The following is an 18,443-nucleotide window of genomic DNA, read 5'->3' on the forward strand; positions in this document are numbered from 1 at the left end:
GGACCGTGTTGGTCTCGACTCGACCAGCGGAGGCTCAGGCTCGACCAGCGAAGGGGACTACAGGGGCAGGTACGCCGAGAGGTCGGTGCGCTCGCCGGAGGCCCTCACTCGGGCCTGGTCGACGGCGTCGGCCCAGGTGAGCTCGCCCGTGGCGAGCGCGATCCAGGTGGCTGCGTCGGTCTCGATCACTGCCGGCGGCGTGCCCCGGGTGTGCCGGACGCCCTCGACGCACTGCACCGCGGCGTACGGCGGGACGCGGACCTCCACGCTCCGGCCCGGGGCGCGCTGCTCCAGGAGGGCGAGGAAGTGCTTGGTGAGCAGTCGAAGGTCGGCCTTCTCGGCCGACGCGGTGAGGCGCTCGAGCGCTGCAGAGACCTCGGCGGCCGGGGCGGGCTTGAGTCGTGCTGGCACAGCGGCGAGCCTACCGTCGCGACGAGGTGTGCGAACTCGTCCACCTACGCCCCAGCGAGCCGATAGGGTCCGACCGTGGGACTGGAGAGACTCGAGTCGGCGAAGGTTCTGACCACCGTGGAAGCGCTGCACGTACGCATCGCGACGCGCTTCCCGGAACGGGGCCTGGTGAAGGTCACCGAGGAGCTGATCGGCCTGATCAGGGAGTCGTCCGGGTCGGGCGAGCGGCACCGCCGGCGGTTGCTGTGGACGCGGGCGGCCTCGCGGGCGGTGATCGTGGCGTTCCTGGCGCTGACGCTGGTCGCGATCGTCTGGGCCCTGGCGACGGCGATCGGCGACCCGACCCTCAAGGGCGGCGCCCAGTGGCTGCCGCTGTTCGAGAGCACGGTCAACGACCTCATCTTCACCGGGGTCGCGATCTTCTTCCTCTATACGATCCCCGAGCGTCTGCTGCGCTCGCGCGCGCTGCAGGTGCTCCACCGGCTGCGATCGCTGGCCCACATCATCGACATGCACCAGCTCACCAAGGACCCGGAGTGGCTCCGCACCGGCTTCACCCCGACCTCGGCGAGCGTCCGGCTCACCCTCGATGCCGACGACCTCGTCCACTACCTGGAGTACTGCTCCGAGCTCCTCAGCCTGGTCGGCAAGACCGCCGCGCTGTGCGCCGAGGACTCCCAGGACGACGTCGTCCTGGACACGGTCAGCACGGTGGAGAGCCTCACCGTCGACCTCGACCGCAAGATCTGGCAGAAGATCCAGGTCGTCGATCAGCTGCGCGAGGAGCAGTCCTCGCAACGGTCCGCCTAGTGATGCGTCATTAGGCTCGGAGCATGAGCTCACACACCGACTGGTCGATCCTCGCGGTGGACGCCGACTCGGGCGAGACCCTGATCGAGTCCACCCCGGACCTCGTGCTGCCGACCGCCAGCGTCGGGAAGCTCTTCCTGCTCCACCACCTGGCCGAGCTCCTCGACGCCGACCCGACGCTCGGGCAGCGGATGCTGCGCCGCGACAGCGTCGAGCCGGTCGCCGACAGCGGGCTGTGGCAGCACCTCGACGCCGCCGAGCTGAGCGTGAACGACTGTGCCCGGCTGGTCGGAGCGGTCTCGGACAACCTGGCCACCAACGTGCTCCTCGACCTGGTCGGGCTCGCCCCGGTCCAGGAGGTCGCGAAGCGGCTCGCGCCCGGGGGCTCGATGCTCTACGACGCCGTCCGGGACGTACGCACGCCCGAGGACCCGCCGATGCTCTCCACCGGCTGCGCCGCCGACTGGGCAGCTTACTTCCGTACGCCGCACCCGACCGTCCTCTCCTGGCTGGCTCCGGCCACCGACCTCTCGATGGTCTCCTCGGCGCTCGGCCTGGACCCGCTGGCACACACCGACCCGGGTGCGGACCTGCGCGTCTGGAGCAAGACCGGCACCGACGACGGCGTCCGCGCGGAGGTCGGGCTGCTCCAGACCGGCGGTCGACGTGCTGCGTACGCGGTGATCTGCCGCTTCGACGGCGAGGTGCTGCCGGTGCTGGCCCGGATGCGGGACCACGGGACACAGCTGATCGACGCGCTGCGCGCGGACTGAGGGCGTACGATCCAATCCCGGTCCGGCACGGTAGGAGCCCAGTTGTTCAGCATCGACCTCGGGAACGGCGCGGAGATGGTCCTGCGGGACCGGTCGACCGACTTCGCCGTCCACAAGCTCATCAACGCCAACCTCGACCATCTGCGTGAGTGGGAGCCGTGGGCCCACAGCGACCAGACGATCCTGAGCGTCGCCGGCTTCGGCACCTACCTGCTGAACCAGTGGGTCAAGGGCGAGGCGGTCCCGTGCATCATCCGGCAGGACGGCCAGGTCGCCGGCGCCACCACCGCGCGGATCAACCTCTACGAGAAGTCAGCCACGATCGGCTACTGGCTGGGCGAGGAGTTCGAGGGCCGCGGGCTGGTCACCCGAGCCGTCTCCGCGCTGCTGGACACGCTCTTCAAGGAGTACGACATCGCCCGGGCGATCATCGAGACCTCGGTGATGAACAAGCGCAGCCGTGCTGTCGCCGAGCGCCTCGGCTTCACCCACGAGGGCACGCTGCGCGGCGCGCAGGCCTACCCGGGCGAGCGCCGCGACCTGGTGGTCTACGGGCTGCTGAGCGAGGAGTGGCTCTCCCGGTCAGGTGGATGAGGCGCCGGAGCGTACGAACCGCTCCCCCGCCCGCTGCACCATCTCGGCGAGCTCGGCGGGCTGCTCGACGGTGAAGTCGGCCTCGATCCCGGCGAGGATCATCATCGGCCAGCCCAGGTCGTCGGCCTGCATCCGCATCCGGCAGCCACCCTCGGCCGGCTCCACCTCACCCCAGCGGCCCACCCGCCCGGCGACCACGTCGGGCTCGACGCGGACGAAGACGCTGATGTCGTAGGTCGCCGCCCGGGAGCGGATCCCCTTCTGGACGTAGGCAGCGGCGTCGCCGCCCGGGATGTCGCGGGGGCGGAAGCGCTGGCCGGTCGTGGTCGGATCGGTGACCCGGTCGACGCGGAAGGAGCGCCAGTCCTGACGGACCCGGTCGTAGGCCAGGAGGTACCAGCGGTTGCCGAGGTTCACCAGGCGGTGCGGTTCGACGCGGCGCCGGGTCGGCTCGGCCTCGGGCGCGCGGTAGGTGAAGGTGAGCGCCTCGTCGTCGCGGCAGGCCTGGGCCAGGACGCCGAGCACGCCTGCGTCCAACGGCACCCGGCCACCCCAGGGCAGCGAGTCGGTCTGCGAGGTGACCGCATCCATCCGACGGCGCAGCCGGGGCGGCATCAGCGCGACGACCTTGCCCAGCGCCTGGGCCGAGGTGTCGCCCATGCCGGCGATCATGCCGGCTGCGGCGGTGCGCAGGCCGACGGCGATGGCCACCGCCTCCTCGTCGTCGAGCAGCAGCGGCGGCAGCGCGTTGCCGGCCCGGAGCTGATAGCCGCCCGCGACCCCGCGGGTGGCGTCCACGTCGTAGCCCAGGTCTCGCAGCCGCTCGATGTCGCGGCGCAGCGTACGTTCGCTGACCTCGAGCCGCACAGACAGCTCCGTGCCGGGCCAGAACCGGTGGGTCTGCAGCAGGGAGAGCAGCTGCAGCATCCGGGCGCTTGTGCTCATGACTGCGACCTTAGGCCGGATTGCGGTCAGGTCGTGACCTGATAGAGCGCCAACATGGGGCGCGAAGTCGGTCGCGCGCCCCCCTCGCGGTGGTCGGCTCGCCCCCTCCTCGAGCCGACCACCGCCGCGCTCCCTCCCTCCTACCCAGTATCTGCAGTTCTAAACCGTCGATTTCGGGAAACTTTCGAAAGCGGCCAGGAACTGACCGGATGACTTCGGAGAGTGGAGTCATGACGAACCACAACCACCAGCGGCCGGTGATCCGCACTCAGGCGCTCACCAGGCACTTCACGCGCGGCAAGAAGACGGTCGAGGCCGTCCGCGGGCTCGACCTCGAGATCCAGCAGGGGGAGCTGGTCGCCTTCCTCGGCCCGAACGGGGCGGGCAAGTCGACCACGCTGCGGATGCTGACCACGCTCATCCCGCCGACCTCCGGCACTGCCGAGGTCGCCGGTCACGACGTGGTCCGCTCGCGCGGGGCCGTCCGGCGATCGATCGGCTACGTCGGGCAGGGCAACGCCGCCGCCTTCGTGCAGCGCGGCCGGGACGAGCTGATGTCGCAGGCACGCGCCCACGGGATCCCCCGGGCCGCCGCGAAGACGCGCACCGACGAGCTGCTCACCGCCTTCGACCTCCAGGAGCACGCCGACCGCCCGGTCCAGACGCTCAGCGGCGGTCAGCGCCGGCGGCTCGACATCGCGATCGGGCTGTTCAACCACCCCGAGGTGCTCTTCCTCGACGAGCCGTCGACCGGCCTCGACCCACAGAACCGGGCCAACCTGCAGGAGCAGATCCGCCGTCTGCACGAGGACGGCACCACGATCGTGCTGACCACCCACTACCTCGAGGAGGCCGACGCCCTCGCCGGCCGCGTCATCGTGGTCGACCACGGAGTGGTGATCGCCGACGACACCGCGACGCGGCTCAAGGAGCGGCTCGGTGACCTGGTGCGGCTCGGCTTCGCCACCGAGGCGGACGCCGCTGTCGCGGCAGGCCGTGCCGAGTCGGTCCTCGCCGGTCCGACCCTCGTCGAGCGGACGGGGACGCAGGTCTCGATCCGCAGCCCGCGCGGAGCCGACAGCGCCCCAGCCCTGGCCCTCGACCTGGCCGCCCACGGCACACCCGCGTCCCGGATGGAGGTCCACACCCCCACCCTCGACGACGTCTTCCTCGACCTGACCGGCCGCAGCCTGCGCGAGTCGGCCGAGTCCACCACCGGCACCCAGACCGAAGGAGCAGCAGCATGACCACCATCACCGTCCCCACCACCCAGGCCCGACGCACGACCCAGCCGAAGAGCCGGCCGACCGGGTTCCTCACCGACACCTGGACCGTCCTCGTCCGCGAGCTCACCCCGAAGCTGCGTCAGCCCGCCTCGATGCTCTTCGCGATGGTGCAGCCGCTCGTCTTCCTGGCCCTCTTCGCGCCCCTCCTCCCCGACGTCGAGAGCGGCAGCGCGCTGCAGTGGTTCGTGCCCGGCATCGTCGTGATGACCGCACTGATGGGCGCCTCGATGACCGGCGCCGACCTGACCGCCGAGATCCGCTCGGGCTCCCACGAGCGGCTGCTGGTCTCGCCCCTCTCCCGGCCGTCCCTGCTGGTCGGGCGGGCCCTGAAGGAGGTCGTGCCGGTCCTGTTCCAGACGGCGCTCATCCTCGCCGTGGTCACGCCGTTCAGCTTCGACCTGCATCTCGGCGGGGTCCTGGTCGGCGCCGTCATCGTCTCGCTGTTCGCGATCGGCCTGGGTGCGCTCAGCTTCGCCCTGGCCACCGCCGCGAAGGAGCAGGACTGGGTCTTCTGGACCGTCCAGCAGATGCTGATCTTCCCGCTGCTGCTCCTCTCCGGCGTCCTGCTCCCGCTCGACGGCGCCCCCGGCTGGCTGCGGTTCCTCAGCGACATCAACCCGATGACGTACGTCGTGGAGGCGGAGCGCGCGCTCTTCGCCGGCCGGTTCCCGGCCGATGTCGTCACCGGCGGTCTCGTCGCGGCGGCGGCCGTCGCGGTGGCCGGAGTCCTGGTCGGCGTACGGACGATGGAGCGGTCCAGCTGAGGGAGCCAATGTAAAGAAATGGTTTGCGCTCAACCGGACTTCAGCTCACAGACTTGAAGCATGACTTCCCGACTTCGCAGACCTCCCAGCCCCATGACGATCGTGCTGACAGTCATCGCCGGCACATTGATGATCCCCATCGACATCACCATCGTCGCCGTGGCGATCACCCGTCTCTCCCAGGAGACGGGTGCTTCGCTGCCGGTGATCCAATGGGTCGCCACCGGCTACACGCTCGCCCTGGCGACGGTCATCCCGGCCGCTGCCTGGACGATCAGCCGGTTCGGCGCCCGGCAGGTGTTCCTGACCGCGATCGGCGTCTTCACGATCGGCTCCGGCTTGGTCGCGGCGTCCTGGAACGTCGAGTCGCTGATCGCGTTCCGAGTGCTGCAGGGCCTCGGCGGCGGCTTCGTGATGCCGGCCGCGATGACGCTGACGCTGCGCTCGGCACCGCCCGAGGAACGCGGCCGGCTGATGGCGCTGATGGGGCTGCCGGTGCTGGTCGGGCCGGTCTTCGGGCCGGTGCTCGGCGGCTGGCTGCTCGACACGATGTCATGGCGGTGGATGTTCCTGATCAACCTGCCGCTCGGCCTGATCGGTCTGGCTCTCGGGCTCCGCAACCTGCCGCGGCTGCCCAACGGTCCGACCGCTCGCCTGGACGTACGCGGTCTTCTGCTGCTTCCTCCGGCGATGGCGCTGCTGGTGCTCGGCACCTCGTTCGCCGAGGACACCCTGCTCGCCGCCGAGGTGCTGGTCCCGATCGGCGCCGGGGTCGTGCTGATCGCGCTCTTCGTCCGGCATGCGCTCCGCTCGGTGGCGCCCCTGCTGGACATCAGGCTGCTCAGCCGCCGCCTGACCGGCGGGAGTGCCGCGCTGCTCGTCTGCTTCGCGGGCGGCTACTTCGGCTCGATGATCCTGGTGCCGCTCTACTGGCAGGCCGTGCGCGGTGAGTCCGCCACCACCGCCGGTCTGCTGATGGCACCCGCCGGCATCGCGGCCGGCATCATGATCCAGGTCTCCGGGCGACTCATCGACCGCTTCCCACCGCTGCCGGTGATCGGCTCGGGCATCGTCGTCTCCACCCTCGGTTTCGTCGCGCTGGCGCTGCAGCTGAGCGCCGACGCGCCGATGCTCGCACTGGCCGTCACCCACGCCGTCGCGACGTCGGGCGCCGGGTTCGTGATGCTCCCGACGATGACCGTGGCGACCCGCTACCTCGAGGACAGCGCCATCCCGGCCGGGTCGACGTTGATCAACGTCCTGAACCAGGTGGCCACCGCGCTGTGCACAGCAGGCGTCTCGGTGCTCCTCGCCGCCGCGCTCTCCTCGCGCCTGCCCGGCCTGGCCGGCGACGGCGTGGGCGCGCTCAGTGCCGCCTCACCTGCCGAGCTCGCGGCCGCGGCGCCGCTGGCCGCCGAGGCCATGCGGGTCGCCTTCTGGCTCCCGGTCGCGATGATGACGGTCTCGGCCGTGATCGCGCTCGTGGTCTTCCGTCGTACGCCGTCGGCTCAGGCCGTGCCCGTCGACCCGCAGCCTGCCGCCGCAGCCGTCGACTGAGGCGTCACCACTGCCGGTGGCCGCCGCCCGGGTAGGGACGACCCGGGTTCGGGCCACCCGGGAGCGGCCGTCCGGGGACGGGACGTCCCGGCGGGGGCGCGAACCGGCTCGGGGCGGGGCCGCGTGGAGCCGGGCGGCCCGGGTGGGCCGGGCCCCGGTAGGCCGGGGCACCACCAGAGCCCGGCACAGGACCGGCAGGAGCGGCGTGCCGGCCGGGCACGGCCTCGGCATCACGCCGGACCCGCTCACGGCGGCGACGGCGGGCCAGCAGGAAGGCGATGATCAGGCCCAGCCCGGAGAGGCCGAGCACGGCGAGCGCCAGCTCGACGATGCCGATCCCGAAGAGCCCGCTCGAGGCGGGGGTCGGCCCGCCGGCGTCGGAGAACGTCACCGGTCCAGCCGTCTCCGAGTCGTCGCCGGCGAGAGCCGAGTCCGACTCCGATTCGGAGGCGGATGGCGACTCCGAAGGCGACTCGGAGGGGGACGGAGACTCCGACGGAGACGTCGAGGCAGCAGCCGATGGCGTACGCGACGGGGTGGGTGACGACGTCGTCGACGACTTCGGCTTCGGCGTCTGACGAGGGCTCGGAGCCTTGGTCGTCGGCGGCGGCTCCGGCGCCGACGTGGCCTTCGGCTGATCCGTCGGGCGTGCGCCCGGCGGGTACTTCGCGAAGACCTGGACGCCCCAACTGGTGCCGTCGACCACGATGAACGCGATCCCGATGTGGGTGTAGTCGCCCAGGATGTTGGCCCGGTGCCCGTCGGAGTTCATCCAGCCGCGGTGCATCGCGGCGCCGGTCGGATAGCCCATCGCGACGTTCTCACCGACGCCCTGCCATCCCTTCGGCACCTGGTCGGCCAGGTTGGGGTTGTGCGAGAGCGCACCGTCGGCGGCGATCTTGTCGGCCCACTTCCGCGCCAGTTCGTCGAGCGCGGAATCGCGGGTGAGCGGCTTCAGCCCGGCGTCGGCGCGGGCCGAGTTCGCCAGCCTTTTGATGGCGCCGCCCTCCCCTGCCACCGCGGGGCCGGCGCTGATGAACAGTGCGCCGACGGCGAGCAGGAGGGCGAGGACGTAGGACACGGGGCGATGGTGGGGGAACATCCCCTCCAGGGTATCTACCTTTACTTCGAATCGCCTGATGAGAGATGGCGCTCGATGTGGGCCGCGATCCCGGCCATCAGCAGGCTCTGCCCGAACGCCGAGGCGTCGTCCGACTCCAGCTCCCCACCGGGCGGGCTCGGCTCCCAGCCGGCCATCACCCCCATCAGGTTGGGGAAACGCTCCGGATCTGCGTACGTCACCAGCGTCTGCTCGAAGGCCTCATAGGGGTTCTCGGGCTGCCGAGCGGCGTCGACCTCGATCCGTGCCTCACCCAGGGCGTACTGGGAGACGATGCCGAGGATCGCCAGCTTCTCGTCGGCCGGCAGCGTGACATCGCGCAGGTAGTAGAAGCCCAGATCGAGCCAGGCGAGCCGGCGGGGGCCGGGCAGCGCGGAGCCGAGCGGCAGGTCCAGGAACCAGGGCTTGCTCAGCGCCAGGTCGACCTGCGCGCGCATCCACGCCGCCAGCCCCTCGCGCCAGCCGAGATCGCGCGGGGGCGGAGTCAGCTCCGCGCTGATGCGGTCGGCGAGCAGGATGAGCAGCTCGTCCTTGTTCTTCACGTGCCGGTAGAGCGCCATCGGGGAGCAGCCGACCTCTTCGGCCACCCGGGCCATGGAGACCGCGGCGAGCCCCTGATCGTCGGCGATGACGTAGGCCGCCTCGACGATCTGGGCGGCACTCAGCGCCGGCTTCGGGCCGCGTCGGCCGGCCGGAGACTTGCCCCACAGGCGCGGGATCAGATCGGAACTCATCGCCTCCATCATGCCCTGATCCCGTCGAAACGTGTTGACCCCGCTCTCCATTTGCGTACTCTATAAACAGTTAACATCATACGCTATTAGATCGGGCACCCCATGAGATCCTCGAACAGACCTCTGCTGAATCAATGGTGGGTCTTCCCGCTGGCCGCGACGACGGTGATCTTCCTGGTCACGGCGTTGCCGCGCTACGTCGGCCTGGACCCGTCGCAGTCGCTCAGTCCCACCGACCGTGGCGCGGCCTTCTACCCGGCCCTGGTGACACACATCTTCTTCGGGTCGGTGATGCTCACCTGCGGCGTGCTCCAGCTGTGGCCGTGGCTGCGGGCCCACCACCCCACGGTGCACCGCTGGAGCGGGCGCGCCTACGTGGCCACCGGCATCCCGACGGCCGTCGCGGCGCTGGTCACCAGCCAGTTCCCCGCGGCCGGCCCGGCTCAGCAGGTCGGCAACACCTTCGGGGCGGCGCTGCTCCTGCTGTGCACCGTGCAGGGCTATCGCGCCGCACGCCAGCGCCGGTTCAAGGACCACCGCGCGTGGATGTACCGCAGCTACGCGCTGGCTTTCTCGATCGTCGTCAACCGCTTCTGGGGCGTGGCGCTGATCATCCTGTACGTCCCCGAGGTCATGACCAACCCGGACCTCAGCCCGGCGGACCCGACCTTCGCAAGCGCCGCCGCGGCCTCGGCCTGGGTCAGCTGGGTCGTGAACCTGCTGATCGCCGAGTGGATCATCCAGCGCACGTCACGGCGGCGGGCCGGTTCCAGGAACCGTCAGGCCAGCGCCTCGCGCAGCGTCGAGCGCCAGACGCCGGTGAGCTCCTCGAGCGGGATCTCGACGGTGCCGCCGTCGTAGGCGATCGAGTAGGTGGCGCCGCCGGTCGTGCCGAGCTGTGTCGCCGCGACGCCGTGGCGCTCGGCCAGCGAGGTGAGCCGCTCGACGTCGTCGGCCTTCACGGTGACGATCGCGCGGGCGACCGACTCGGAGAAGAGCGCGACGAACGAGTCGCCGGAGAGCGTGACGGAGACGCCGATGCCGGACGACATCGCCGGCTCGGCCAGCGCCTGCATCAGGCCGCCGTCGGAGAGGTCGTGGGCCGAGGTGATGAAGCGGGCCTCGCCGAGCAGCTCGGCGAGCGCCTTCTCCGCGGCCAGGTCGACCTTCGGCGGCAGACCACCGAGGTGGCCGTGCACGACGTGGGCCCACTCCGAGCCGGAGAGCTCCTCGTGGGTCTCACCGAGCAGGACGACGACCTCGTCGGCGGCCTGGAAGTCGGACGGCGTACGCGTGGTGACGTCCTCGATCACACCGAGCGTGGCGACCACCGGCGTCGGGTGGATGGCAACCTCGCCGGTCTGGTTGTAGAGCGAGACGTTGCCGCCGGTGACCGGGATGCCGAGCTCGAGGCAGGCGTCCTTGAGGCCGCGGGTGGCCTCGGCGAACTGCCACATCACGTCGGGGTCCTCCGGGGAGCCGAAGTTGAGGCAGTCGGAGATGGCCAGCGGCTGGGCACCGACGGAGGCGACGTTGCGGTAGGACTCCGAGAGGGCGAGCTGCGCACCGGCGTACGGGTCCAGCTTGGCGAAGCGCCCGTTGGCGTCGGTCGCGAGCGCGACACCGAGGTTGGTCGACTCGTCGACGCGGATCATGCCGCCGTCGGCGGGCTGGGAGAGGACGGTGTTGCCGCGGACGTAGCGGTCGTACTGCTCGGTGATCCAGGACTTGTCGCACAGGTTCTCCGAGGCGACCAGCTTCAGGATCGTCTCGCGCAGCTCGTCGGCGGAGGCCGCGCGCGGCAGCTTCTCGGCGACGTCGGCCTGCAGCGAGTCCTGCCACGACGGGCGGGCGTAAGGACGCTCGTAGACCGGGCCGTCGTGGGCGACGGTGGTGGGGTCGACGTCGACGATCGTCTCGCCGTGCCAGTCGACGCGCAGCCGGCCCTCGCCGGTCACGTTGCCGATGACGGCCGCCTCGACGTCCCACTTGGCGCAGATGTCCATGAAGGTCGCCTCGTCCTCGGGAGCGATCACCGCCATCATCCGCTCCTGGGACTCGCTCATCAGGATCTCCTCCGGAGCGAGCGTGGAGTCGCGCAGCGGCACCCGCTCGAGATGGACGTGCATGCCGCCGTCACCGGCCGCGGCCAGCTCGGAGGTGGCGCAGGAGATCCCGGCAGCACCGAAGTCCTGGATGCCGCGGACGATGCCCGCGGAGAAGAGCTCGAGGGTGCACTCGATCAGCAGCTTCTCCATGAACGGGTCGCCGACCTGCACGCTCGGCCGCTTGGCGGGGCCGTCCTCGTCGAACTCGACCGACGCCAGGATCGAGGCACCGCCGATGCCGTCGCCACCGGTGCGGGCGCCGTACATGATGACCAGGTTGCCGGCGCCGCTCGCCTTGGCGAGGTGAAGGTCCTCGTGGCGCAGCACGCCGACGCAGAGCGCGTTGACCAGCGGGTTGCCGAGGTAGGAGGCGTCGAAGACGGCCTCACCGCCGATGTTGGGCAGGCCCAGGCAGTTGCCGTAGTGGCCGATGCCGGAGACGATGCCGGGCAGCACCCGGTGGGTGTCCTCCTCGGCCAGCGGGCCGAACCGGAGCGGGTCCATCACCGCGACCGGGCGGGCACCCATCGCGAGGATGTCGCGGACGATGCCGCCGACGCCGGTCGCCGCACCCTGGTGGGGCTCGACGTAGGAGGGGTGGTTGTGGGACTCGACCTTGAACGTGACCGCGTAGCCCTGGCCGACGTCGAGGACGCCCGCGTTCTCGCCGATGCCGGCGAGCATCTTGCCGGCCGGGGTCTCCTGCGGGATCTCGCCGAACTGCTTGAGGTGGACCTTGGAGGACTTGTAGGAGCAGTGCTCCGACCACATCACCGAGTACATCGCCAGCTCCGCGCCGGTCGGCCGGCGGCCGAGGATGCTCTTGATCTCGGCGTACTCGTCCTCCTTCAGACCGAGCTCGGCCCAGGGCTGCTCGCGGTCGGGGTCACCGGCAGCGTGGTGCACGGTGTCCAGGAGCGGAAGATCGGACTCAACGGCGGCGGACGAAGTCTCGGTCACGGGCAGAAATCTACGTCAGAAGGTGCCGATCCCCCGAGTCAGCGAGGCAGCCCCCGCCACTCCCGCAGGTCTCGGATCTCCCCGAACTCCGCCAGCGCCTGCCTGGCGATCTCGCCGTCACCGGCGTAGGCCGCGACCGTCCAGCCGTGCCCTTCGACCATCTCGGCGGTGATCCAGGAGGCCTCGCCGTGCGGGGTGGGCAGTCGTCGCGGTCGCCAGGAGAGCGACATCCCGCCGTCGGGACGCTGCTCGACCTTCGGGGTCGAGCCGGTGGCTGCGTACTTCTGCCGGCCGGTGGTCCACTCGCTCCAGTAGGCGTAGTGGAGGTAGACCTGGCTGCCCTCCCAGGTCATCGAGCACTCCACGAAGAGGTCACGCTCGCCGGTCTCGCGACGGGTGCACTCACCCCCGCGGGCGGCGTCGACGTAGCCAGGGAAGACCCACTTCATGCCGTCCTCGCCGCGCGGGTCCGGGCAGCGGGTCAGCGAGCCGGAGCCGTCGCCGTCCCAGCAGACGTAGGGCGTGTTGGTCCGCTGGGTGGTCGAACTGACCTGGTCGGCGACCGCGAAGGGACCGATCACCTCGCCGCCGTGGGCGAGGTGGATGATCCCGGCGACCGTCAGCGCGAGCAGAACGGTGATCGCGAAGAGGACGGGCGTGATCCAGTCTCGTCGTCGCTGCACAGGCCCCCACCCCCTTGCGATCGCTCCTTTACCAAGGTAACGCCGCAGCGCCGCTTTGGTTAGGGCCCAAGGGCCGGAGACAACTGATGTCAGGTCAACCAAGCGGTCGTCGGTGCGCGAGTCCTCTGGTGTCAGAGTGACGGTTGTGACTACCGTGACGAAACTATGGGGGACTACAGAAGATTCAGGTACGTCAGACGGGTGCTCGGTGTCAGCTTGATCTCCGGCGTGGTCGGTGTCGCGGGCATGGTGGTCCCGAGCCCCGCAGCCGCCGCCAACCCGGTCACGCCGGGCAACTTCACCGGCTTCGGCTTCGACCAGTGCAACGCGCCGTCCCAGACGGCGATGGACCGCTGGTGGAAGCACTCCAACTTCGGCGCGGTCGGCATCTACATCGCCGGGAACTCCCGCGGCTGCCGCAAGCAGACCAACCTCAGCGCGACCTGGGTCCGCAAGCAGCAGGCCCGCGGGTGGCGGCTGCTGCCGATCACGCTCGGACCGCAGGCCTCGTGCAACCCGCATTTCCCGCGCTATCGCGACGACCCGCGGATCAGCGCGAAGTCGACCAACCAGTACGCCGCCGCGAAGAGCCAGGGCGTCAAGCAGGCGAACGCGACCGCCGACGCGGCCAAGCGCTACGGCATCGCTCGCGGCAGCACGATGTTCTACGACCTCGAGGGCTTCGACATCCGCAACAAGCGGTGCCGTGAGTCGGCGATGTGGTTCGTCTCGGCCTGGAGCCACCGGATCAAGAAGCTCGGCTACCGCCCGGCGATGTACTCCAGCGCCTCCTCCGGCATCAAGGCGATGTGGGACGTCTGGCACGCCCAGCCGCGCGGCTTCGTCTACCCCGCCGACATCTGGATCGCCGACTGGGACGGTCGCGCCGGCACCTCGACGAAGTACATCCCCGCCAAGCCGTGGAGCCCGCACCGAAGGGTCAAGCAGTACCGCGGCCCCCACAAGGAGACCCACGGCGGCGTCACGATCGAGATCGACTCCAACTACGTCGACGTCGGTCGCGGCTCGTCCGCCCGGGCGATGACCCACTGCGGTGGCGTCCCGGTCAGCTTCACCAGCTACCCCGAGCTGAAGCCCCGCACCAGCTCCTACCAGCCCTCACCCGTCTACGTGAAGGCGCTCGAGTGCATGCTGCGCGAGCGCGGCGGATTCCGCGGTCCCATCGACGGGACGTACGACGCGGGGCTGGTCCGGTCGGTCAACGCCTGGCAGCGCTCGCACGGGCTGTCGGTGCGCAAGACCTGGACGAGGGCCGCCTGGAAGACGCTGTGGGCCGCCAACAGCCGCCCGCTCCTCAAGCGCGGCTCCACCGGCGAGCGCGTCCGCGACCTCCAGCGCGCCCTCAACGCCACCACCGCCCGCGAGCGCGCGAAGGTCACCGGCACCCTCGACTGGAACACCCACGTCGCCCTCGTCGCCTACCAGAAGCGCCTCGGCCGCACCGCCAACGGGATGGCCACCGAGGTCACCTGGTACGACCTGGCCCACGGCCGCTGAGTCCCGAGCTGTGAAGCCGAGCGTGGCCCATCGGTCACGCTCGGCTTCACAACTCCTCGGGGTCCGAGCAGAACAGGTGCTGATCGGCACTCGCATGCCCGACGGTCCGGGTGCCGTCCTCCTCCGTGCGCGGAGTCATCGACTCAGGGAACGGCGAGGAGACCACGCCGAGGCAGAACCGGACCTCCTCGACGTCGCTCGGCACCGACAGCGTCCCCGAACCGAAGTCGTTCCCGAACGGATGGAACCAGGTCAGTGGAAGCGCCGACCTCACGTCGACCTCTACGGTCTCCCCCGGCTTCACCATCGTGACTCCGACTCTCGGGACTGACTCCCAGATGTGGTCCGACTCCGGGAAGCCGAAGAGCGCCTGCGACAGCAGGGCTCCGCCGCCCGCGTCCTCGGTGACGTACGCCGTGTCCTCGCGGTGGCGGACACCACCACCCGACGGCACCGCCGGCCGGTTGACGAGCATCAGCGGCTCGTCACCATCGTTGGAGAACCGGTAGCGCACCTCGACCTCGGTGTTCCCGGGCGTCACTTCGACGTCGAAGCGCGCCTCGGGCGCGGAGGCGGTGCTCGACGGCCCGTGCTCGCCATATGGCTCGTCATGCGCGCAGCCGCTGAGGGCCAGCATCAGCGCGACTGCCGGAACGAAGACGCGGACCATCAGCCCAGGGGTACCGGGTCCGAGCAGAAGATCTGCTGGGCCTCGGCGGCTGAGTCGGAATGGGCGAGACCGGTCATCTCGGTCGGCACACCCTCGGGGTAGACGTCGCGGAGGTCGAGGACACCGACACAGAAGATGACCTCCTCTACCGAGTCCGGAAGCTTCGGGACCGAGTCGTCGGTGAACGGGCGGTACTCGTCGAGCGGAAGCGGCACGCTTACGTCTCGCCTCAGCTCCTCGCCCGCCGCCACCTCGGCCCAACCGACCGCCGGCATCTGGGCAAACGTCTTGTCGTCCGGCAGCGCGAAGACCCGCTTGCTCACCTCGGCCCGATCGCCGCCGCTGCCCAGGACGTAGACCGTGTTGGCCGATTTCGCCTGCAGCGACCCGTTGGCGTACGCCGGAATCGCGTCGACCACGTAGACATCGACGTCAGCGCGGTTCGCTACCCGATAGCTGACCTCGAGCGCACTGCCCGAGCGAGTGACCTCGGACTCGAACCGGACGCCGTCGACCTCCCGCTCGCCCTCCGGAACCTTCGCACAACCAGCCGTGACGAGACCTCCGACCATCAGCGAAGCCCCGAGCAGGGTCGATCTGGTGGCGGTCACTGTGCGAGGCTCCGATCCCGGGTCGATCAGCTCGGGCGTGCTGAAGTGTGCGGCGAGCTCTTCCCTTGAACACGCGCGGCCACCCCGAAACGTCGCACTCGCCCCGAAATCCGGGACGATGTCGTGCAGCCGCGTCATGATAACGGGTTGGGCAGGGCGCCGGGGAGCTCCGCGAGGAGGTCGCGGGCGCGGGCGGCGACCTTGTGCTCGACCAGCACCTCGTACTTGGTCGGCACCACGACCTTCACGCTCGAGAAGTCGCGGGTGCCACGGGTGGCGGCGTAGCCGATCAGCGACCAGATCAGGCCGAAGACGACGCCGAGGAGCACCGTCGAGAGCAGGATGAAGAGGAAGTTCTCGCCGCCGAAGAGCGACATGATCAGGCCGACGAAGACGCCGAGCCAGGCGCCGGAGAGGACACCGGCGAGGGCGACCTTGCTCCAGGTGAGGCGGCCGGTGATCCGCTCGATCTGCTTCAGCTCGGTGCCGACGATCATGCAGTTCTCGACCGGGAACTCCTTGTCGGCGAGGAAGTCGACCGTCTTCTGCGCAGCCGCGTAGTCGTCGTAGGTCGCGAGCGACTGAGGGAACTCCAGCTTCAGCGGGCGCTGCGGGCCGCTGACCGGCGAAGAGAAGGACATACTCCCAGTGTGCCGCAGACCGGGCGGGAAACGCGTCAGCTCTTGAGCACGCCGTTGGCGATGACGTCGAGCATGGGACGTACGTCCTCGGGCTCGAGCGAGGCCTGGTCGGCCATGGTCGCGACGCCGCCGAGGAGGCGGCAGACATCCAGGTTGTCGACGTCCTCGCGGAGCGCGTCGCCGGCAGCGATGGCGTCGAGGACGCGCTCGTTCGCGTCGGCGTAGGCCTGACACTTCGTACGCAGCGGGGAGTCCTGGCAGCCGAGGGAGGCCGTGATCTTGGCGGCGGCGCCCTGGTTGCGGGTCAGCAGGGCGATGTACTCCTCGAACCAGGCGAGCAGCTTCTCCCGACAGCCGCCCTCGGTCGCGAGGGCCTTGTCGACGTGGGTGAAGACCTCTTCGATCCACGAGGAGAAGATCGCCTCGTGGAGCGCCTCCCGCGTCGGGAAATGGCGATAGAGGGTGCCGGGGCCGACGCCTGCGCGGCGGGCGACCTCGTCGAGCGGGGCGTCGAGACCGCGCTCCTTGAACACCGCATGAGCGACCTCGATCAGCCGCTCGCGGTTGCGCTGCGCGTCGGCTCTCATCTTGACCTCCTCAGTGGCACCCGTCGGGCGTGCCGGGGCCTCAAGTTAACAGCAAGCACCGCTCGAAGAACTAAATAGATTGCCAACCGGAGACACTCTCCGGTAGTGTTCCAATCAAGCGGAGACTTCCTCCGCTTCACTGTACTCCTTCTCCGTCTCCAACAGGAGCTCTCGAATGACATCCACCGTGGCACCACCCACGCCACCCCCGGCCCCGACGGCCGCCAGAGCGGCCGGCGCCGGGATCGCCCTGGTCCTGGTCGCCCAGCTGATGATCGTGCTCGACTCCGCGGTCGTGAACGTCGCACTCCCCCGGATCGCCGCCGACCTCGAGTTCACGCCGGCCGCCCTCACCTGGGTCCTCAACGGCTACACCCTCGCCTTCGGAGGCCTGCTGCTTCTCGGCGGCCGGCTCGGTGACGTCTTCGGTCGTCGCCGCATGTTCATCATCGGACTCTCCGTCTTCACCCTCTTCTCTCTCGCGGGCGGTCTCGCGCCGACCGACGACCTGCTGGTCTTCGCCCGCGCGCTGCAAGGCTTCGGCGCCGCCATCGCCGCACCTCAGGTGCTCGCCCTGCTCACCACCTCGGCGAAGGACGAGGCCGGGCGGGCGCGGGCGATCGCGCTCTTCGCGGCCGTCTCCTCCAGCGGTGCGTCGATCGGCCTGATCCTCGGCGGCATCCTCACCGACATCGCGTCGTGGCGCTGGACGCTGTTCATCAACGTGCCGATCGGCCTCGTCGTCCTCGCCCTCGTCGGCCGGCTCGTCTCCGAGACCGACCGTCGGCCGGGACGCTTCGACGTCGTCGGCGCGCTGACCGCCACCGGCGGTGCGGCCGCGATCGTCTGGTCGCTGATCGGCGCACCCGAGCACGGCTGGGCCTCCCCCCGCACCATCGGCGGCATCGCGGTCGGCCTGCTCCTGCTGGTCGCCCTCGTACTCACCGAGCGCCGGGTCGCTCACCCGCTGCTGCGGCTCCAGCTCTTCACCAGCCACCGCCGCGTCGCCGCGCTCGTCGCCACCCTCGGTCTGGTCGGGGCGCAGTTCTCTACGTTCTACCTGACCGTGATCTACCTGCAGGGCGTGCTCGGCCTCGGTCCGCTCGCCTCGGGGCTGGCCTTCCTGCCGCTGTCCCTGACGATCTTCACGATGTCCCGCATCGCTCCGCGGATCGCAGGGCGGATCGGGATGCACCGGGTGCTGGTGGTCGGCGCCGTCGGTCTCACCGCGTCGTTCGTCTGGCTGAGCACGCTGTCCGAGACGAGCACGTACGCCGGTGCCGTGCTGGCTCCGTTCATCCTCAACGGCGCCTTCGCCTCGCTCGTCTTCACCTCCACCACGGCCCTCGCCCTGGAGGGCGTCGACGCCGCCCACGCCGGCTCCGCTTCGGGTCTGGTGCAGACCATGCAGCAGCTCGGCGGCTCGATCGGCCTGGCCGTGATCGCCTCGGTCTACGTCGCCAACGGCACCCCCGGCGAGGTCGTACCCGGCCTCCGCGAGGCCTTCCTCGCCGCGGCCTCCCTCGCGGCGATCGGCATCATCGCCTCGCTCACGCTGGTCATCCGGCGGCCGACCCGGGTGCCTGCGTACGCTCCGGAGCCGGTGGTCGCCGCGGCGGAGTGAGCACACCGACCGCTCGGTGGAACCCGAACGGCCCGGCTCGCGATCGC

At 70.3% G+C, this 18,443-nt stretch carries 19 protein-coding genes; 9 read left to right on the forward strand and 10 right to left on the reverse strand.

Going from position 1 to position 18,443, the window contains the following annotated elements; genetic code table 11:
• Positions 1–57: 57 nt before the first annotated feature.
• On the reverse strand, positions 58–411 hold the full coding sequence (locus tag IEY81_RS13065) for a sterol carrier family protein (protein ID WP_189118910.1): 354 nt from the start codon (positions 409–411) through the stop codon (positions 58–60).
• A 75-nt stretch (positions 412–486) separates the two neighbouring features.
• Between IEY81_RS13065 and IEY81_RS13070 the strand changes: the two genes are divergently transcribed.
• Genes IEY81_RS13070 through IEY81_RS13080 form a run of 3 tightly spaced genes read left to right on the forward strand, consistent with a single transcriptional unit; the run spans position 487 to position 2,588 of the window.
• A complete protein-coding gene (locus IEY81_RS13070) occupies positions 487–1,221 on the forward strand; it encodes a hypothetical protein (protein WP_189118911.1) in 735 nt (244 codons plus the stop codon).
• Positions 1,222–1,244: 23 nt separating this feature from the next.
• Positions 1,245–1,994, forward strand: a complete 750-nt coding sequence (locus IEY81_RS13075; protein ID WP_189118912.1) for a serine hydrolase — start codon at positions 1,245–1,247, stop codon at positions 1,992–1,994.
• A 42-nt stretch (positions 1,995–2,036) separates the two neighbouring features.
• A complete protein-coding gene (locus IEY81_RS13080) occupies positions 2,037–2,588 on the forward strand; it encodes a GNAT family N-acetyltransferase (RefSeq protein ID WP_189118913.1) in 552 nt (183 codons plus the stop codon).
• Here the strand turns inward: IEY81_RS13080 and IEY81_RS13085 are convergent.
• Positions 2,577–3,533 carry a helix-turn-helix transcriptional regulator gene (locus IEY81_RS13085; protein ID WP_189118914.1) on the reverse strand — a complete coding sequence of 319 codons (957 nt, stop codon included), beginning with the start codon at positions 3,531–3,533 and terminating at the stop codon, positions 2,577–2,579. The genes IEY81_RS13080 and IEY81_RS13085 overlap by 12 nt on opposite strands.
• Before the next feature lie 230 nt (positions 3,534–3,763).
• Between IEY81_RS13085 and IEY81_RS13090 the strand changes: the two genes are divergently transcribed.
• From IEY81_RS13090 to IEY81_RS13100, 3 genes are read left to right on the forward strand one after another with little or no spacing between them, the layout of a single operon-like run.
• Entirely contained in the window at positions 3,764–4,780 is a 1,017-nt protein-coding gene (locus IEY81_RS13090) for an ATP-binding cassette domain-containing protein (RefSeq protein ID WP_189118915.1), read from the forward strand.
• Complete coding sequence (locus IEY81_RS13095) at positions 4,777–5,583, forward strand: ABC transporter permease (RefSeq protein WP_189118916.1); 807 nt, start codon at positions 4,777–4,779, stop codon at positions 5,581–5,583. The genes IEY81_RS13090 and IEY81_RS13095 overlap by 4 nt, the downstream gene beginning before the upstream one ends.
• A gap of 60 nt (positions 5,584–5,643) precedes the next feature.
• Positions 5,644–7,140, forward strand: a complete 1,497-nt coding sequence (locus IEY81_RS13100; RefSeq protein ID WP_189118917.1) for a DHA2 family efflux MFS transporter permease subunit — start codon at positions 5,644–5,646, stop codon at positions 7,138–7,140.
• 4 nt (positions 7,141–7,144) lie between these two features.
• On the opposite strand, the gene IEY81_RS13105 is transcribed toward IEY81_RS13100, so the two are convergent.
• Both IEY81_RS13105 and IEY81_RS13110 read right to left on the reverse strand, forming a co-directional pair.
• Positions 7,145–8,221: a CAP domain-containing protein gene (locus IEY81_RS13105; protein WP_189118918.1), complete on the reverse strand. Its 1,077-nt coding sequence runs from the start codon at positions 8,219–8,221 to the stop codon at positions 7,145–7,147.
• A 41-nt stretch (positions 8,222–8,262) separates the two neighbouring features.
• A complete protein-coding gene (locus tag IEY81_RS13110; protein WP_229787814.1) occupies positions 8,263–8,994 on the reverse strand; it encodes a TetR/AcrR family transcriptional regulator in 732 nt (243 codons plus the stop codon).
• 102 nt (positions 8,995–9,096) lie between these two features.
• Here IEY81_RS13110 and IEY81_RS13115 point away from each other — a divergent pair, with 102 nt between their 5' ends.
• Complete coding sequence (locus IEY81_RS13115) at positions 9,097–9,855, forward strand: DUF2306 domain-containing protein (RefSeq protein WP_189118920.1); 759 nt, start codon at positions 9,097–9,099, stop codon at positions 9,853–9,855.
• On the opposite strand, the gene purL is transcribed toward IEY81_RS13115, so the two are convergent.
• The gene (gene purL, locus IEY81_RS13120) at positions 9,774–12,062 is read right to left on the reverse strand and encodes a phosphoribosylformylglycinamidine synthase subunit PurL (RefSeq protein WP_189118921.1); all 2,289 of its coding nucleotides are present in this window, start codon (positions 12,060–12,062) and stop codon (positions 9,774–9,776) included. The genes IEY81_RS13115 and purL overlap by 82 nt on opposite strands.
• 38 nt (positions 12,063–12,100) lie before the next feature.
• A complete protein-coding gene (locus tag IEY81_RS13125) occupies positions 12,101–12,745 on the reverse strand; it encodes a hypothetical protein (protein ID WP_189118922.1) in 645 nt (214 codons plus the stop codon).
• Positions 12,746–12,946: 201 nt separating this feature from the next.
• Here IEY81_RS13125 and IEY81_RS13130 point away from each other — a divergent pair, with 201 nt between their 5' ends.
• On the forward strand, positions 12,947–14,263 hold the full coding sequence (locus tag IEY81_RS13130; RefSeq protein ID WP_229787815.1) for a glycoside hydrolase domain-containing protein: 1,317 nt from the start codon (positions 12,947–12,949) through the stop codon (positions 14,261–14,263).
• Between the two features lie 46 nt (positions 14,264–14,309).
• On the opposite strand, the gene IEY81_RS13135 is transcribed toward IEY81_RS13130, so the two are convergent.
• The 4 genes from IEY81_RS13135 to IEY81_RS13150 all read right to left on the reverse strand — a co-directional run bounded on the left by IEY81_RS13135 (position 14,310) and on the right by IEY81_RS13150 (position 16,772).
• Positions 14,310–14,933 (reverse strand): hypothetical protein, encoded by a 624-nt coding sequence (locus IEY81_RS13135; RefSeq protein WP_189118924.1) that lies wholly within the window; start codon positions 14,931–14,933, stop codon positions 14,310–14,312.
• Entirely contained in the window at positions 14,933–15,544 is a 612-nt protein-coding gene (locus tag IEY81_RS13140; RefSeq protein WP_189118925.1) for a hypothetical protein, read from the reverse strand. The genes IEY81_RS13135 and IEY81_RS13140 overlap by 1 nt, the downstream gene beginning before the upstream one ends.
• Positions 15,545–15,678: 134 nt before the next feature.
• Entirely contained in the window at positions 15,679–16,185 is a 507-nt protein-coding gene (locus IEY81_RS13145) for a YflT domain-containing protein (protein WP_189118926.1), read from the reverse strand.
• 35 nt (positions 16,186–16,220) lie between these two features.
• Complete coding sequence (locus IEY81_RS13150) at positions 16,221–16,772, reverse strand: TetR/AcrR family transcriptional regulator (RefSeq protein WP_189118927.1); 552 nt, start codon at positions 16,770–16,772, stop codon at positions 16,221–16,223.
• A gap of 175 nt (positions 16,773–16,947) precedes the next feature.
• Here IEY81_RS13150 and IEY81_RS13155 point away from each other — a divergent pair, with 175 nt between their 5' ends.
• On the forward strand, positions 16,948–18,396 hold the full coding sequence (locus tag IEY81_RS13155; protein ID WP_189118928.1) for an MFS transporter: 1,449 nt from the start codon (positions 16,948–16,950) through the stop codon (positions 18,394–18,396).
• Positions 18,397–18,443: the final 47 nt, after the last annotated feature.

Source organism: Nocardioides luteus (genome assembly GCF_014648595.1).
GTDB lineage: Bacteria > Actinomycetota > Actinomycetes > Propionibacteriales > Nocardioidaceae > Nocardioides > Nocardioides luteus.

Coding starts and splice junctions, on each gene's coding strand:
- IEY81_RS13075 (WP_189118912.1), top strand. CDS start 1,245: ATGAGCTCACACACCGACTGGTCGATCCTCGCGGTGGACGCCGACTCG.
- IEY81_RS13085 (WP_189118914.1), bottom strand. CDS start 3,533: ATGAGCACAAGCGCCCGGATGCTGCAGCTGCTCTCCCTGCTGCAGACC.
- IEY81_RS13090 (WP_189118915.1), top strand. CDS start 3,764: ATGACGAACCACAACCACCAGCGGCCGGTGATCCGCACTCAGGCGCTC.
- IEY81_RS13095 (WP_189118916.1), top strand. CDS start 4,777: ATGACCACCATCACCGTCCCCACCACCCAGGCCCGACGCACGACCCAG.
- IEY81_RS13100 (WP_189118917.1), top strand. CDS start 5,644: ATGACTTCCCGACTTCGCAGACCTCCCAGCCCCATGACGATCGTGCTG.
- IEY81_RS13110 (WP_229787814.1), bottom strand. CDS start 8,994: ATGAGTTCCGATCTGATCCCGCGCCTGTGGGGCAAGTCTCCGGCCGGC.
- IEY81_RS13115 (WP_189118920.1), top strand. CDS start 9,097: ATGAGATCCTCGAACAGACCTCTGCTGAATCAATGGTGGGTCTTCCCG.
- IEY81_RS13135 (WP_189118924.1), bottom strand. CDS start 14,933: ATGGTCCGCGTCTTCGTTCCGGCAGTCGCGCTGATGCTGGCCCTCAGC.
- IEY81_RS13145 (WP_189118926.1), bottom strand. CDS start 16,185: ATGTCCTTCTCTTCGCCGGTCAGCGGCCCGCAGCGCCCGCTGAAGCTG.
- IEY81_RS13150 (WP_189118927.1), bottom strand. CDS start 16,772: ATGAGAGCCGACGCGCAGCGCAACCGCGAGCGGCTGATCGAGGTCGCT.
- IEY81_RS13155 (WP_189118928.1), top strand. CDS start 16,948: ATGACATCCACCGTGGCACCACCCACGCCACCCCCGGCCCCGACGGCC.